At 38.2% G+C, this 16705-nt stretch carries 12 protein-coding genes; 2 read left to right on the top strand and 10 right to left on the bottom strand.

Translation table 11 applies throughout. The features are described from left to right. Window positions 1–46: 46 nt before the first annotated feature. The 6 genes from B9Y87_RS15585 to B9Y87_RS15560 form a co-directional block, all read right to left on the bottom strand. A complete protein-coding gene (locus B9Y87_RS15585; protein ID WP_085499914.1) occupies window positions 47–2320 on the bottom strand; it encodes an Ig-like domain-containing protein in 2274 nt (757 codons plus the stop codon). Between the two features lie 571 nt (window positions 2321–2891). Then, on the bottom strand, window positions 2892–3401 hold the full coding sequence (locus B9Y87_RS15580) for an OmpH/Skp family outer membrane protein (protein WP_085499913.1): 510 nt from the start codon (window positions 3399–3401) through the stop codon (window positions 2892–2894). Between the two features lie 296 nt (window positions 3402–3697). Further along, complete coding sequence (locus B9Y87_RS15575; protein ID WP_085499912.1) at window positions 3698–4528, bottom strand: class I SAM-dependent methyltransferase; 831 nt, start codon at window positions 4526–4528, stop codon at window positions 3698–3700. A 645-nt stretch (window positions 4529–5173) separates the two neighbouring features. Continuing rightward, complete coding sequence (gene mnmG / locus B9Y87_RS15570) at window positions 5174–7042, bottom strand: tRNA uridine-5-carboxymethylaminomethyl(34) synthesis enzyme MnmG (protein WP_085499911.1); 1869 nt, start codon at window positions 7040–7042, stop codon at window positions 5174–5176. Between the two features lie 5 nt (window positions 7043–7047). Continuing rightward, entirely contained in the window at window positions 7048–7467 is a 420-nt protein-coding gene (ybeY, locus tag B9Y87_RS15565) for an rRNA maturation RNase YbeY (protein WP_085499910.1), read from the bottom strand. After that, a complete protein-coding gene (locus B9Y87_RS15560; protein WP_085499909.1) occupies window positions 7460–10939 on the bottom strand; it encodes a coiled-coil domain-containing protein in 3480 nt (1159 codons plus the stop codon). The genes ybeY and B9Y87_RS15560 overlap by 8 nt, the downstream gene beginning before the upstream one ends. Window positions 10940–11049: 110 nt before the next feature. Between B9Y87_RS15560 and gltX the strand changes: the two genes are divergently transcribed. Together gltX and B9Y87_RS15550 are read left to right on the top strand one after the other, a co-directional pair. Continuing rightward, window positions 11050–12561 (top strand): glutamate--tRNA ligase, encoded by a 1512-nt coding sequence (gene gltX / locus B9Y87_RS15555; protein ID WP_085499908.1) that lies wholly within the window; start codon window positions 11050–11052, stop codon window positions 12559–12561. A gap of 150 nt (window positions 12562–12711) precedes the next feature. Beyond that, window positions 12712–13641, top strand: a complete 930-nt coding sequence (locus B9Y87_RS15550) for an SPFH domain-containing protein (RefSeq protein WP_085499907.1) — start codon at window positions 12712–12714, stop codon at window positions 13639–13641. Window positions 13642–13732: 91 nt separating this feature from the next. On the opposite strand, the gene B9Y87_RS15545 is transcribed toward B9Y87_RS15550, so the two are convergent. The 4 genes from B9Y87_RS15545 to B9Y87_RS15530 form a co-directional block, all read right to left on the bottom strand. After that, entirely contained in the window at window positions 13733–13948 is a 216-nt protein-coding gene (locus B9Y87_RS15545; RefSeq protein ID WP_085499906.1) for a DUF6327 family protein, read from the bottom strand. Between the two features lie 6 nt (window positions 13949–13954). Then, complete coding sequence (locus B9Y87_RS15540) at window positions 13955–14299, bottom strand: hypothetical protein (protein ID WP_085499905.1); 345 nt, start codon at window positions 14297–14299, stop codon at window positions 13955–13957. Between the two features lie 11 nt (window positions 14300–14310). Next, complete coding sequence (locus B9Y87_RS15535; RefSeq protein WP_085499904.1) at window positions 14311–14640, bottom strand: YtxH domain-containing protein; 330 nt, start codon at window positions 14638–14640, stop codon at window positions 14311–14313. 372 nt (window positions 14641–15012) lie between these two features. Further along, window positions 15013–16698, bottom strand: a complete 1686-nt coding sequence (locus B9Y87_RS15530) for a glutamine--tRNA ligase/YqeY domain fusion protein (protein WP_085499903.1) — start codon at window positions 16696–16698, stop codon at window positions 15013–15015. Window positions 16699–16705: the final 7 nt, after the last annotated feature.

Raw genomic sequence — 16705 nt, 5'->3', positions numbered from 1 at the left:
AGCTTCAAATGGAAGCTGATTTTATAAGTTAAATTAACTCTATCTTTTACTCCCGTACTATGGGAATAGTCTGTTTTGAAACTGAAGAAACAAGTGTCAAGTAATAAACTCCAGGTATTTGTCTTCCCAAATTGGAAAGTTGTAATTCAATATCGGTTTGTGATTCTGACGTTGTAAAATCTCCCTTTTCCAATTGAATACCAAGTGCATTGGTCACATAATAGGTATATTCGCCGGAAGTACCTGTAGGCAATTTAAGGCTAATTCTGCCATCACTTTTTACAGGGTTGGGGTAGGCAATGGTTTTCGCTGTAAGCCCAGAGCTAGCAGCTATTGAAAAATTAATTGTTGTATTGGCAATAATACTTCCCGAGCCATTACTGCCCGAATGTGCAACAGCTTTCAAACTATAAGAACCGTTGGGCAGGTTAACAGGAATGTAATCTCCATTTGTATCACCAAATAGAGCATAAGGCGCGGCAGATTCTGTCCAGCTTCTAGACAATGCACCCGAAAGGGTAAAGACAACACTTTGTGTATTTGTTGGTGCATTGGCCCTTACATTAACCCCCTGGGCATCATTTGAACTAATTGATGTGCCATTGGAAAGTGGACCAATACTTGCATTAGAGGAGGCATTAATTAAATTAAAACTTATAGCGGAAGGTGTGGGAGTTGGATTTGTTGGTGTCCCTGAACCCGCAACTATAACTATTGTACTCGAAGCTGTAGCTCCGGAATTATCTGTTACAATTACTTTTATCTCATGATTACCGGCTGAAATACCAACAATTGGATGCGGCGTATAATTGGACCCATCCGTATCCACCAATATACCATCTACATAAATTTGATATTTAACAATACTTCCATCCGCATCGCTAGCGTTTACTCCAACAGAAACAGTACTTCCTATTGCCACTTGTTGACCATTGCTCAAGTTGGAAAAATTAACTATTGGATTGTTACTTCCGCCTGTTGGCGGAGTCGGAGGGGTAGGAGAACCACTTCCAACTGTAATATTTGCAGTTGTAGAAGTACTAGTGCCACTGTTATCTGTAACAGTAGCCTTTATTGAATAACTTCCTGAACTTGTCAAGGCAAGCGGATGAGGCGTGTAAGATGCTCCGTCTGTATCTACCAATACATTGTTCACAAAAATTTCATGTTTGGATATACTGCCATCTGTATCATTTGCATTTAGTCCTATGGCCAAAGTTCCTCCAACTGAAAAACTCTGTCCGTTACTGAAATTGGTGAAATTAACAGTTGGCGGATTATTGCCGGTAGGCGGGGTAGGAACTGGAGGAGGTGTTGTGCTACCTCCTACGGTGAAGTTAACCGTTGCCGAAGTACTTGCGCCACTGTTATCTGTAACCGTAGCCTTCAGTGAGTAACTGCCTGCGCTAAGTTGGGTCAATTGATATGGTGAATAAGATGCTCCGTCAGTATCAACCAAAGAATTATTAACAAAAAGTTCATGTTTCGAAATACTACCGTCAGAATCATTTGCAGATAGTCCAACAGATAAACTACTGCCTACTGAAAAATTCTGTCCGTTAGTGATGTTCGAAAAACTCACAGTTGGTGGAGTGTTGTTTGCTGGAGGTGGTGTTGGAGGGGTAGGTGTTGTTGGAGGGGTAGAACCTCCACTACAATTTGTCTGGGCTGTTGACAAGTTTTGGGCTGTGGATTCCGAATAGCTACTCTCTTTGTACAGAACCATTCTATCTATAAGATGCCCATTTGATCTGCCGGATACCTGTATGGAATAAACCCCAGTTTGATTGAAAGTAGCATAAACAAAATGAGCATCATTATCACTTGTCTTTGTAGACCAACTCCAATCAATCGTATTTGTATAAACTTTAAAATAACCACCAGATGTAGCCCCATTGGCCACCGGAGATTTTCCAGAACCACCAGGGTAAACCCTGTGAGTGCCCTTTAATCCAAAAAAATCAGAGGCATTGATTTTAAGCCAAGAGTCGTTATGCTCGGTTGAGGGGTTACTACTGGCTATTACACCAATCTTGTTTCTCCAAATAAATCGGTAAGTACCTGGAGAATTAATTCTAACACTATAGGTAATTACAGAACTACCTGGAGCACCAAATGAATCCGATCCCCTGTAAGCAAGAGTCGAACCGGCAGATGCATTGGAAACGGATTCCTTCCGCCAGCTACCCGCCAATTTTGATTCCATTTCCAAAATGGCAATCCCATTTCTTTCTTCAAAATCAGCACCCGTACACTGGGCATAGGCCTGATAGAAAAAAATAGTGTTAATTAATAAAAATAAAGTAATTTTTGTTTTCATAATTCATAAATGTTTGTGGGGTTAATAATAAATAATTTGTTAAAAAAATCTTACCTAAACGTATACGATTTAGTAAGTACTTGGAAGCCAAATCAAAGCAAAAAACTCACCTCAAGATTGCTCTTAATAAAATGTTAAGGGGGAATGGGGGTAAAAATACGATGAACCTACCGAAATATCAGCTAATGCGATAAAATTTAACATATATTTCATAACAGCACATCAATTGTAAGATAAATACTTAAACTGTCCAAATTATTTCTTAAGTGTGGTACAAGTTTAGATTAACTCAAAAATAAAATGAATATTTATTTTTTAAATAATTAGACAATCCAAAATATATAATCAACTCGTGGAGCGTTTTAAATATAATACTTATCTAGCGTTACAAAATAGATTAACAAATCTCTTATAGCCTGCTACATATACACTAATCTAGCGCTACACAATACTGAGCATATCTTAAAATGAATCAAACAGGAAAACATAGCCCACAAATCAAAAAAACCTTCGAATTAATCTTCGAAGGTTTTTTTAAATATAAGTCCTTATGGATAGCACCTCTAAAACTTTACTCCTTTTTGTATTTATCGTTTAAAATTTTAACGATAGCATCAGTAACATTATGTGCCTCTTTACCGTAAAGTACACTTCCCCCGTCTCCACCGGTCAAAATAAAGGAATACCCATTTGATTCTCCAAAGGCCTTAATCTCCTTTTTTACTTTCGATACCAAACTATCCATCTCCGTTTGTCCCTGCATTTGCAATTGTTGTTCCTCCTGCTGTAACTGTTGCCCTATAAACTGACTGCGTTGCTGTAATTGACCATACTCCTCTTGAGCCTTGGCCTGTGCCATTTTTTGGGCCTTTGCCTGAAAAGCCTGAGCTTCTATTTGAAAAGCCTGAGAAATACTGTCCCTCTTTTTACCAAAAGCGTCACTCCTTGTTTTGAATTTAGCCTCAATATCCACTTTCTCCTGATAAGTGTCCATTAACTTCACATTATCCACAAAAGCTATTTTTTCTTGCTGGCAAGATATTGCTCCAATGAATACCACCGCCAAAACTAATTTTTTCATTTTCTCTTTAGTTTAAATTTGGGCAAAAATAGAAAAGCTTTTTTACAATAAGAGAAAAAATAATATTATTCATAACAGTAACCCCTTAATTCCAATGCCCCACCAAACACCCATTTCACCAGATAAAAACACTGCATATGTATACAATAAAATAAATTGATTACAAAAACCAAAACCATCAAAAATAACTATTCTTTTGACCCGCTTAAATTGGCCATAAAAAACACTTCTCAAGAGCCTAATGTCATTTATCGTTTCGGCAGCACAACTGCTCTTAAAGGCCTTTAAAATGTGTTTTAGTGCCTTCTAAACACATAGATCAAGGAGGAATACTCCTTAGACCTCAAAGCGCGGAAATTGGAAATTAAACCAATTAAAAAAGCCCTTATAAAGTTTTGTTTGCCATTCTTATATTTTTCGGAAAGAAGAGCAACATAGAAGGCATCAAAAAACATGGGCTTGGTCCGTACCAATTTCATTCCATATTTTCCAAAGATAGCTTGAATACTCTTTTGGGAAAAATGCCAAAGATGCCGTGGCACATCAAAAGCCGCCCAATACTCTTTATAATATTCGGCATCGTAAGATCTAAAATTGGGAACCGCAACCACCAAGGTTCCGTCTTCAGTTAGGAGTCCGACCAATTTGGCTATCTGCGAATCAAGATCAGGTAAATGTTCCAAAACATGCCAAAGGGTAATAACCTCAAATTTTTGACCAATTGGTAAAGTGTTCAGATCATCCAAAAGTAAAACACCCTTATCCCCTGCTTTAAGCCTTGCCAATCCATTGGGTTCAATACCCGTAATTTTCCAGCCATCATGTTTTGCTCCCACCAAAAAATCACCAGTACCGGCTCCTACATCCAAAAGGGTTTTATCCGTACTCGCATAGGAATTAATTAGCGAAAGCTTACTCTTAAGATTGTAACCTTTTACCGTATGATACATTTTATCCACCAAGGACTTCTTGGCATCGGTATGGGAAATATAATCTTCGCTTTCATAATACCGCCCAAGATTCTCTGGTTGTGGTTCAGTAATCAACATGTCCAAAACAGGATCGTGCATTAATTTAAACGACTCTCCAGTGAGGGTATAATCCTTGGTTTCCAAATAAAGCTTCATAGTTCCGTAAGGCCGATAAAAATCATTTTCATAAGCTACGAAGATACTTCAAAACCGTAGTCTATAAAAGTGAAATGACAGGAAGATTTTAGCTATTACAACTACAATACCCTAACCCAAAGAAATCTTCAATAACATATTTTCAAATAAAATACATAGCCAAAACTTTCATCATTAAATTGACAATAAGTGAAAACAAATTTGAAATAGACTTGTTACAATAAGTTTCCAAAAGATTTAAAAAATATCAAATTCATATTCTCTCTTTCTTGCTTCAAATAACATTAATATGACCTAAACATAAATTTCAAACTTCTTAAAACAATAGTACAATTCAAATAATTACACGTATACATCCGCGACTCCTAAATGTCATTTTTACAAGACAATCCCAAATCAAAAAATACAAATAATAGCATGATGGTACTTAGATATTTTGGATAAAATATTTACCAGTAGTTTTAGCCATTAATTAATTTTCTTAGCCCAAACAGCATATTCCATAGAAGCACAAAAAAAAGTGATTGCCAATTTAACTTGACAAACACCTTTCTATAATACCAAATTTTTAGTTGCTTAAATAGTCATTAAAACGCATGAAATTGACCAATGTTCCACGTGGAACATTTAGTATTCCATTCAAATCTATCGTCCCATATAGACCAGCAATACACTAATATCGCTAGGAGAAACCCCACTAATTCTAGAGGCCTGGGATATAGTTACAGGCTGTATTGCCTTCAACTTTTCCCTAGCTTCATAAGAAAGTGATTTAAGCTTACTATAGTCAAATCCCTTGGGAATTTTAATATTTTCGAGACGCTGTAGCTTATCTGCGTTATTCTTTTCTTTGGCGATATAACCTGAATATTTAACCTGAATTTCCGCTTGTTCCAATATCTCCCTGTCCAAATTATTCTCAGCCACAAAGGCAGAAACCTCCTCCAATTGCAACATATGATCCATTGTAACCCTTGGTCTAGAAAACACCTTAAACATCTTGTCGGGTTGCCTAACTTTAGACGAATCCACACTCTCTAAAATAGGATTAATATCATCTGGTCTAAAACTAGTTTCCCTGAAAAATTCAACAAAAGCATTGGACTTTCTCTCCTTCTCCTCCATTTTTTTCAACCTATCAATTCTAGCCAATCCCATCTCATAACTCCTGGGCGTAAGTCTTAAATCGGCATTATCCTGACGTAAAAGAGTCCTGTATTCCGCCCTGGAAGTAAACATCCGATAAGGCTCCTCAGTACCCTTGGTAATAAGATCATCAACCAAAACTCCAATATAAGCCTCGTCCCTGTTTAGTATAAAAGCCTCCTTCTCGTTGATTTTTAAATGTGCATTTATTCCAGCCATTAAACCTTGTGAAGCTGCCTCCTCGTAACCCGTTGTGCCATTAATCTGTCCAGCAAAATATAAATTATTTATAAGCTTGGTTTCTAATGTATGCTTCAACTGTGTAGGCGGAAAATAGTCATATTCGATGGCATAACCCGGCCTAAAGAACTTCACATTTTCAAAACCCTTGACAGATTTCAAAGCTTTGTACTGAACATCCTCTGGCAAGGAAGTCGAAAATCCATTAACGTAGACCTCCACCGTATTCCACCCCTCCGGCTCAACAAAAAGCTGATGACTATCCTTGTCAGCAAACCTATTGATCTTATCTTCAATAGAAGGACAATATCTAGGCCCCAAACTCTTAATTCTACCATTGAACATAGGGGAGCGATCAAAACCTTCCCTAAGCAAATCGTGAACCAAAAGACTGGTATGGGTCATATAACAATCCCTCTGATGGGTCAAAGCCTTGGTGTCAGAATATGAAAATTTCTCGGGAATATCATCACCAGGTTGTGGGATCATAACTGAATAATCCAATGAACGACCATCTACACGTGGAGGTGTACCCGTCTTCATTCTACCACTTTCAAAACCCAATTCCACTAATTGTTCAGTAATGCCAGTAGCGGCCTTTTCACCAGCCCTTCCCCCACCAAACTGTTTGTCCCCAATGTGAATTAATCCATTTAAGAAGGTACCGTTGGTTAGCACTACAGCTCTTGATTTAATATCTAATCCAAGAGAAGTTTTCACCCCTACGGCACGACCATTTTCTACCAATAGACCAGACACCATTTCCTGATAAAAATCCACATTTGGAGTATTCTCCAAAGCCATTCGCCATTCCTCAGCAAACCGCATCCTATCATTTTGAGTCCTAGGACTCCACATGGCTGGGCCTTTACTTTTATTGAGCATCTTAAATTGTATGGCACTCTTGTCACTAACAATACCACTATATCCACCAAGAGCATCTATTTCCCGAACAATCTGTCCCTTAGCAATTCCGCCCATTGCAGGATTACAGGACATCTGTCCAATGGTCTGTAAGTTCATTGTAACCAATAAGGTTTTAGAACCCAAATTGGCAGCAGCAGCAGCAGCTTCCGCTCCAGCATGACCAGCTCCAACCACTATAACATCGTATTCCTTTTCAAACATAATTTTCAATGTTCCACGTGGAACAATTTAATTTTTTCATCTTCCTTTAGCCTCATTTGCATGGTTTCCTCTTCACTTTTGTCGCCATATCCCAAAAGGTGAAGAACCCCATGTGCCATAACCCGCTTTAATTCCAAGTAAAATTCAACACCGAAATCCAGTGCATTTTCCTTCACTCGTTCAATAGAAATAAAAATATCTCCAGCTATGCCACTCATATCCTCATAAGGAAAAGTAATAATATCCGTGTAGGTATCATGATCAAGATAGTCCTGATTTATCTTTAACAAATAATCATCATCACAAAATATAAAATCCAATTGGCTAAAAACCTTATCCTCCGAAAGAATTATCCTACTAATCCAATCGGCAAACTTGGCTTCATCATCAATACTAAAATCTGTTTCGTAGTGGAAATCAATCATCAATCCTAAAATATTCTTTCACCCTTATTTGAAAATTTTGCTGCAAAGGTAATGCTTGTCTATTTAAAATCTCCACATCATTACGATAATTATCTAATATTGAGGGCCTAGTAAGAATGGGGTTCTCAAAGAAATTAACATTACTCTTGCTCTCCCTCTCTTTAGACTTGCCCTGTTTAATAGCGGCATTATCCAACTTCAACATTTCCCTATTAATGTTGTTCATCTTATTAATAGTTTGCTGGGTAACTCCACTTCTCAATAAATCATTTTGAAAATCCTCCATCTGCTTCAACAATTTTTCACCCAACTTACGATCATCGTTATTAATAAGGTTCTTTAATTGATCCTCAAGTTGTTCTCGCAATAGTTGCTGTTCTTTGTAAATCTCAAATAATTCATTTAGTTCCTCTTCACTAGGCCCCCACTGACTTCCACCAGAACCACCCTCGCTTCCACCTCCGCCACCCTGGCCGGTTCCAGATCCTTGCCCTTCCTTAGAACCCTTCCCCTTGCCATTACCGCCTTCTTTACCATTATCTCCTGCCTCTCCATCACCATCTTTACCATCATTTCCATTCTTCCCAGAATTACCTTCTTCTCCTTTGCCTTTCTTTCCCTCGCCAGAACTACCGCCTTCAGAGCCCTTTTTTCCCATCTCTGCCAATTTCTCACCCAACTTTTCCTGGCCCAAAATAATATCCGGCAATTGAAAACCTTCTCCCTCCCCCTTACCCATACTTGGACTCATACTCTGCTGTAAGTTCTCCAAAACATTGGCCAAAAAATCACTTAGATTATTAGCTGCGTTAAGAACATATTTTTGATAAGAAGCTCCTTGATACATTTCACTCTCCGCCATACTCTCCAAAGCCTTATCCAAATTATAATACACTTCAGTAATTTGTTCATTTACGAATTCTGAGAGTTCAGCCTGTCTCAAGGATAAGGCAAACAAACTATCATCTACATGTTTGAACAATTCCCTCAATTCTTGTTGTCTTTTAATACCTGTACTGTTAACCGTACCTGACAATTCAGTCTGGGCCAAACTCTTATACAATCCTTCCTGTTTAAAAGAAAAAGTGATTAAATTATCCAATAATTGCCTCAGCATCTCAGCATCTTCCGCAGTAGAAGAACCCCCTCCTCCACCAGAACTAGCAGCCGACAAATCGTCCGCCAAATCTCTCATTTTTTTTGCAGCCGACCTTTGTTTGGATTTAGTCTTCTCGGAGAGATTATTCCCATCTTGAGACCCATTTTCTGAATTAATTTGTTTACCAATCTCTTCCAAAGCATCATCAAGTTCACGCCTAATTGCATCAATTTTCTCCTCATCAATCTTCAAACCCATTGGCTTCTTCAGACTAGTATCATCCTTCCTCAATTCTTCCAATTCCTTAGAAACCCGATCAAATTCAGAACCCAGTTTACTCTGTTCCTCCTTTAATTCCTTCCTTTTCCTTTCAAATTCCTCGGAAATTAATGATAGCTGTTTACCTGCCAACTTTTCTAATTCCATACTAAGCTGATCCGCCTTTTGTTGAATATAATAACGTTTGGTCAGCTCCAACAATTGTTCCAAATTACGATCTGCATATCTTTGCTTCTTACCAAGTTCCTCCAACCGCTTAGCCAGTTCATCCTTGTCCATCTTTTCTGCCAACCTATTCAGCTCCTCCAACAACCTTTCATTCTTCTTAGCCTCCAACTCCTGCCTTTCCAAACGTTCTTCTAGAAGTTTCTTTAACTTACTATCTTCTTCCGACTTCTTAAGATTATCCTTCAATTGCCCACTAAACTTTTTCATTAAATCCTCCTGCACCTCCTGCTGCTTTAAAAAATCCTTGATCCTATTTTGATCTGAAAAACTAAGCCCACTATTTTCCCTATCCTGCCTATTAATCTCCTTTAAATTTTTCTGCTGTTCCTTTGACATTTCCAAAGATTTGTCCAGATTCTTGAGAATAGACTTTTGAAACACTAATTCTTTGTCTTTCAATTGATTATCGTTGAGCAAAACCGAACTAAAGACTTGACTCTTAGTCACCTTTCCATTATGAAAGGCATCATTATCCACAACTTCAAAATAGAAATCATAAACCTCACCTTCCTCCAAATCCAAACCAGACGGAAAGGTGTAATAAAACTTATTATAATTCACATTTGGATTGGACAACACCAAAACATTCTTATTCTCCCGACCATTCTTAAAATAGATCAATCTAACCGTGTTCAACCTATAATCATCTGTAGCCTCCCCTACATAATATGATAGATTAGGATTTAAGGAATCAAGAACCTGATCTACCCGTAAACTCGGAAAAGCATCCCTAACAACGGTAAAGCGATAACCCAACTTTTCATAGTTAGCAACATTTCCATTAGAAATGGACAATTCATAGTCCAAATTAGAATAAATCCGCCTATTGAAATTAAATATGTCCCCAACCCTATGAAACCTCTGAATACTATCCCCTACATTAAAAAGAACCTCATCCGTAGTACGGGTCTTCATCTTCCATGAAACACTTGTTCCTTCAGGAAAAACAGCATTACCAGTACTTTTAATTACCTCATCCTCCCTTTCAGTGTAATCCGGATAGTCCAAAAACATTTCAAAATCTACAATACTAGGAGCCGTAAGAACATTTAAAAAAAACTCTTTTGACCTAAACCCATTAGATATAAAATAGAAGGAAGTACTCTTCAAAGGACGGGTAAATTCGTATTGGTAAAGCCCCTCTTTGAACTGCAAAAGGAACTCCTTACCATCTACCACAATGGAAACACTTTCCGGTTTAACCCTCCCTTCCGTGGTTAACGAAACCGTTAAGGATTTGCCCTCCAGCACATCCAAACTAGAAGTCAATAATTTAAAGGTAAAAGGAGCGGGCGGCTCATAGGCCAAATCGTAATTAACGACCCTCTTATACGAACTGAAATAGGAAACTACATCCCCAGATACCCAAATTAAAACGAAAATAATAAGAGGTAATAATAAATATTTGGCGTATCCTATATTTTCCTTAAGATTCACAGCCTTTACGAAAGGAACAACACTCAATTCCATAGATCTTTGTTGAATACTGGCCAACAGCAATTCCGACTTAGTATTACTTTCGGCTAAATCCAATAGATTAAAAAGCTTATCCTCTACCTCAGGAAAATGTTTACCTATAAGAAGGGAGGCTTCCTTATTACTTAAGCCCCGCTTCCATCTTAATAAGAAAGATAAAGGAGTAACAATAAATTTCCACAACAAATACAATTCAACACCAACAAATAGCACTAAAAGCAACAATCTCCCAGTAGAACTCAACCACAAAAAATATTCTATTCCAACTACCACCAAAAAGAAAAGCAATCCAAATGCCAAAAAAAGAAGTAACCCCTTAAGCAACATCTTGGTATAGAACTTTGCAATAAAGGCATTAAGCTTATCTAATATTTTATTATAATTATCCAAATTAGATCATTTTATAACCAAGGTACAAAAAAGCCCCCTAGTCCCAAAGCAACCAAAACCGAATCCCAAAATAGAACGCTTTATGTATCTTTGCGCAAAAATAATACTTCATGACCAAGAAAGTAAGAGTTCGCTTTGCTCCCAGTCCAACAGGACCTCTACATATTGGCGGTGTTAGAACCGCCTTATTCAATTATTTGTACGCCAAAAAGCATAAGGGCGACTTCATTCTAAGAATTGAGGATACCGATCAAAATAGGTATGTAGAAGGGGCAGAACAATATATAATAGAAGCCTTAAATTGGTGTAATATACCTTACGATGAAGGCCCAGGAAAAGATGGTGGATATGGTCCCTACAGGCAAAGCGAGAGAAAAGAATTATATCAAAAATATGCGGATAGCCTTATCGAAAAGGGCCATGCCTATTACGCCTTTGATACCAATGAGAATCTCGATTTTCATAGAAAAGACCATGAAGAAAAGGGAAAAACCTTCATATACAATTATCACAATAGGTTAAAGCTTTCCAATTCATTGTCTTTAAGTCCAGAGGAAACTAAAGCCAAACTACAAGCCGGGGAAGAATATGTCATAAGATTTAAAACACCTCAGGACTCGGAATTACATTTAACCGATCTTATAAGGGGCGATATTAAAATAGATACCAATACTTTGGACGATAAGGTTTTGTTTAAAAGCGACGGCATGCCCACCTACCATTTGGCCAATATAGTGGATGACCATTTAATGGACATTACACATGTTATACGCGGAGAAGAATGGTTACCTTCTTTGGCGCTACACCAGCAACTATACGATGCCTTTGGTTGGGAAGCCCCAAAATTTGCCCATTTGCCCCTAATCATGAAACCAGTGGGCAAAGGAAAACTTAGCAAAAGGGATGGGGAGAAAATGGGATTTCCGGTATTTCCCCTTACATGGAACGATTCCATAGGATATAGGGAAGCAGGGTATTTTCCTGAAGCTGTCACGAACTTCTTGGCCCTATTAGGCTGGAATCCAGGTACTGAACAAGAGATATTTTCACTAGAAGAACTTATTTCCACATTTAGCTTGGAGAGGGTCAACAAATCAGGAGCACGCTTTGATCCAGACAAAACCAAATGGTATAATCAGCACTACATGCAAATTCAGGACAATACAGTACTTGCCAATGCCTTTATGCTGCACATGAATACTAAAGGGATAACCCTCCCAAACGATAAAAATAATGCCGAATTTGTAAAACTGGTGGTTGACCTAATTAAAGAGCGTGCCACTTTTGTAAAAGATTTTTGGGAATTGGGAAATTACTTCTTTTTAGCTCCAAGTGAATATGATGAAAAAGCAGTTAAAAAGCAGTGGAAAGAAGATACTGCAAGCATTATGGGCCAGTTGGTTTCCCATTTGGAAGGGTTGGACGACTTCGGATCACAAAACCTTGAAACCCAGGTAAAACAATGGATAACAGAAAATGAACTATCCTTTGGAAAAGTAATGCCCCCACTCAGACTGGTCATTGTTGGCGAAATGAAAGGGCCCCATATTTTCGACATTATGGCCCTAATAGGTAAAACCGATAGTATCAATAGAATTAAAACGGCCCTGAGCCTCCTATAGACACCGACATTATCGATTAATTTACAAAAACAGACCTTTATGTACCTCAAAATATACAGTATAACCTCAGGTATGTAACATATTTGTAGAAAATACAACATATCTACAAAGTCTTTCGTAAATTCAGTAGCTAATTTTAAACACTTTATCATGGGTTCATTTTTACTGATACCGTTATTACTTATCGGTTTTGTTATTCTATTTTCTTCCTTTTTTATAGTTAAGCAACAAACAGCTGTTATCATCGAGCGCTTTGGTAAATTCAATAGCGTGCGAACTTCTGGTCTACAGATGAAGATTCCATTGGTAGATCGCATTGTAGCCCGTGTTGGGCTTAAAATTCAACAATTGGATGTGATTGTTGAGACCAAAACTTTGGACGATGTATTTGTAAAACTTAAAATATCCGTCCAATATGTTGTTCTTAAGAACAAAGTATATGAAGCCTTTTATCAATTGGAGTATCCACATGATCAAATAACCTCCTACGTTTTCGATGTTGTGCGTGCGGAAGTTCCCAAAATGAAACTGGATGATGTTTTCGTAAAAAAGGACGATATTGCCATAGCTGTAAAAACAGAGCTTCAAGATGCTATGTTGGATTACGGTTATGATATTATAAAGACCTTGGTAACGGATATTGACCCGGATGCTCAGGTAAAAGAAGCCATGAACCGTATTAATGCCTCCGAAAGGGAAAAAATTGCGGCACAGTTTGAAGGTGATGCGGCACGTATCCTAATCGTTGAAAAGGCAAAAGCCGAAGCGGAAAGCAAAAGATTGCAAGGACAAGGAATTGCGGATCAACGTAGGGAAATTGCACGTGGATTGGAGGAATCTGTAGAAGTACTCAACAAAGTGGGTATAAACTCCCAAGAAGCCTCTGCCCTAATAGTAGTTACACAGCATTATGATACGCTGCAATCTATTGGGGAAGCTACCAACACCAATTTAATACTGTTACCCAATTCGCCACAGGCGGGAAGCGACATGCTAAACAATATGGTAGCCTCCTTTACGGCCAGTAACATGATTGGGGAATCTATGAAAACGCAAAACAAAAAGAAAGACCCCAAATAGAGTAAATAGATTAACACATCAATAAAAAAACCTTTTACAATTTGTATAAAACAAGTCGTAAAAGGTTTTTTAATTAGCCTAATAAAGGGAACTAGCTAAATCTCTTCAATATTTTATTTGCCACAAAGGAGATGATTAATTTCTGGGCTATTCCACTAACCCCCCCCAACAAATTGGTGGGATAAAAATTAGCCTTTGTCCTATTGACGTGCAGTCTCAACTGCTCCTTGTCAATTTCCCTCTGTAATTTTAAAATAGCCAACCTTTGATCTATTTCATCAAAAGAAGTAAAAACCTGCTTTGCCATAATCTATCAATCAAAATAATATTCCGAAAATTTCTTTAGCATAGGCTTGTCCAATAGATCCCTGTATAAATAAAATATAATTCCAACCAAACTATAAAACAGTCCCACGAACAAAAAACCTAAAAAAGTATTTTCCATCCAAACTCCAATACCATATGCCGCCGCACAGGACAACATGAATAACGCAAGTAAGCTAATACTGCCCAACATTAACATCTTGGCAAAAGAGGTCATACTCCGCATCCCTATTTTAAACCCCTGAAGTTTGTAATACTCCCCGGTATTTTCTAAATAGGATCGGATATCCCCATCAACTTCAGAAAGATTTTCCCTAATTTCCTCTAAGGCCATATAGTGCTTCCTTATTTTTGCAGTTGTGCATTCTTATTCTTAAGGTCGGCCAATTTCTTCTCCAGGGCACTTATAATGTCGTCTGCCTTGTAACTCATATTGGAAATAGTATCTTCCAACTTTTGCTCAAAGTCCACTTTCTTGGCTTCCGCCGTTTTGGTAAGCTCCTCTTTTGCATGGGATATTCTACTAGTTAAGTCATCTGTTGTCTCCATAGCCCTTTTCTTGATCTTTTTTCTAGTTTTGGTCCCTTTATCCGGTGCATACAAAATTCCAATTCCTGCACCTATGGCAGCACCAGTTAATAAAGCCAATAAAGTATTTCCACTATCGTTTGTCATAATAATATCTTTTTTTGTTGTTAATAATAAATTACGGTACCCCAAATAAATTTACACTACCTCTCCATTCAAATGGACCGAATCATCCTCAATTGAAATTCTGTGTGCTGAAATTATTCAAAGAGCGTAAAACCCAAAATTAAGGGAAAGAGGGACCACTAATTGACGCTATCCATCAAAGTTTTGATTCAAACTGCCCAAATGGCTAAAATTTAAACCAAAAACTAATTAAAGGCCCTATAGCACTTCAAAATACCAATTGTTATGGAATTACCTTCAGCCAAAAAAAAACCACAGCATATGCGAGCTGTGGCCTTCGATTTTAATAGAAAATACCAATTGTTATAACAAAAGGTATAAGCTAATTTGATATTAATTTTTTTCCTGAATTTTGGCCCAAGTATCCCTTAAACCAACGGTTCTGTTAAAAACCAATTTTTCCGATTTGCTATCCGGGTCCAAATTAAAATAACCCATTCGTTGAAATTGAAAGCGATCCCCAATTTTTGCATCTGCCAAACTTGGTTCAACAAAGGCCGAGATAATCTGTAACGAATCGGGATTAATAAAATCCAAGAAATTCTTGTCTTTATGTGCATCCGGCGTTTCATCCGTAAAAAGGCGATCATACAACCTCACTTCTGCGCTAAGGGCATGCTTAGCAGAAACCCAGTGCAAAGTTCCCTTAACCTTTCTTAGACTTTCTTCCGAACCGCTTCCACTTTTGCTCTTGGGGTCATAGGTACATTGCACCTCAATAATATTCCCATCGGTATCTTTAGTGCAGGAATCCGCCTTTATGATATATCCATTCTTTAATCGCACCTCACCACCGAGTTTTAGTCTAAAGAATTTTCTATTGGCCTCCTCCTTAAAATCTTCTTGTTCAATATACAATTCCCTGGAAAATGGTAGTTGTCTATAGCCAGCCGCCTCATCCTCAGGGTTGTTTTCCGCTTCCAGCCATTCTTCTTCCCCTTCTGGATAATTCGTTAATACCACCTTTAACGGATTTAAAACACCCATAACCCTAGGTGCAATTTTATTTAAATGTTCCCGAACATGAAATTCCAACAAAGAAACATCCACAACGTTGTCCCTTTTGGCGATACCAATAGTATCCGCAAAATTCCTGATGGACTCGGGGGTATAGCCTCTTCTTCGCAATCCAGAAATCGTAGGCATTCTGGGATCGTCCCAACCTTTTACAAATCCCTGTTCCACCAACTGAAGCAACTTGCGCTTACTCACAACGGTATGGCTAAAATTTCTCCTAGCGAACTCCCTTTGTTTTGGCCGTACCAAATCCTTATCTACCACTTGGTCCAAAAACCAATCATAAAGCTCCCGGTGCATAGCAAATTCCAGTGTACACAAGGAATGGGAAACCTGCTCAATATAGTCGCTCTCCCCATGTGTCCAATCATACATAGGATAAATACACCAATCGGTATTTGTTCTGTGGTGAGCCCTATACAAAATACGGTACATTATGGGATCGCGCATCAACATATTGGAAGAAGCCATATCCACTTTAGCTCTTAAAACATGCTCCCCTTCCTTAAACTTACCCTCCTTCATCCCCTGAAACAACTGTTGGTTATCCTCTATGGAGCGGTTCCGAAACGGACTTGGGGTTCCCGCCTCTGTGGGAGTTCCCTTTTGGACGGCAATTTCCTCTGAGGTTTGGCTATCCACATAGGCCTTGCCCATTTTTATTAACTCAACAGCCCAGTCATAAAGCTGTTGAAAGTAATCCGAAGCAAAACACTCCGTATCCCATTTATAACCAAGCCACTCAACATCCTCCTTAATGGCGTCTACATATTCCTGTTCCTCCTTGGCCGGATTGGTATCATCAAAACGTAAATTAACAGGAGCCCCATACCTTAAACCCAAACCGAAATTAAGGCAAATTGAGCTCGCATGACCAATGTGTAAATAGCCATTTGGCTCAGGTGGAAATCTAAATCTTAGCTTCTCCTTTGGAAAGCCGTTCCTTAAATCCTCCTCAACGATATGCTCAATGAAATTCAGTGATTTTAGTGCTTCACTCATATTCTCC

It is taken from the genome of Arenibacter troitsensis, assembly GCF_900177645.1.
Classification (GTDB): domain Bacteria; phylum Bacteroidota; class Bacteroidia; order Flavobacteriales; family Flavobacteriaceae; genus Arenibacter; species Arenibacter troitsensis.
The sequence above is the reverse complement of the archived record's forward strand: the minus strand, read 5'-3'. Positions and strand labels throughout refer to the sequence as shown.